Consider the following 501-nt stretch of genomic DNA (forward strand, 5'->3'; position numbering starts at 1 on the left):
ACGGCGACATGCTTCGCGAAAAATGCGGCGTGTTCGGTATTTACGGACATCCCGATGCGGCGGCGATTACCGCGCTCGGCCTCCACGCCCTCCAGCATCGCGGACAGGAAGCCGCCGGCATCGTCGCCTTCGACGGCAAGCGCTTCCACTCCGAACGCCGCCTCGGCCTCGTCGGCGACACCTTCTCCCGCCGCGAAGTGATCGAACGCCTGCCCGGCACCGCTGCCGTCGGCCACACCCGCTACTCCACCACGGGCGAAACCATTCTCCGTAACGTCCAGCCGCTGTTCGCCGAACTCAATGCCGGTGGTTTTGCGGTCGCCCATAACGGCAACCTCACCAACGGTCTCACTCTGCGCCGCGAGCTCGTGAAAAACGGCGCGATGATGCAGTCGACCACCGACACCGAGGTCATCCTGCACCTCGTCGCGCATTCCAAGCGCAACCGTTTCATCGACCGTTACATCGAAGCCCTGCGCGCCATCGAAGGCGCCTATGCGC

The 501-nt window shown here is 64.7% G+C and carries 1 protein-coding gene; it reads left to right on the forward strand.

The window, feature by feature from the left end; translation table 11 throughout:
- On the forward strand, positions 1-501 hold a 501-nt coding region (locus tag AC1DU6_RS36045), incomplete at both ends, for an amidophosphoribosyltransferase (RefSeq protein WP_477863490.1).

The organism is Roseateles sp. P5_B10, assembly GCF_056400485.1.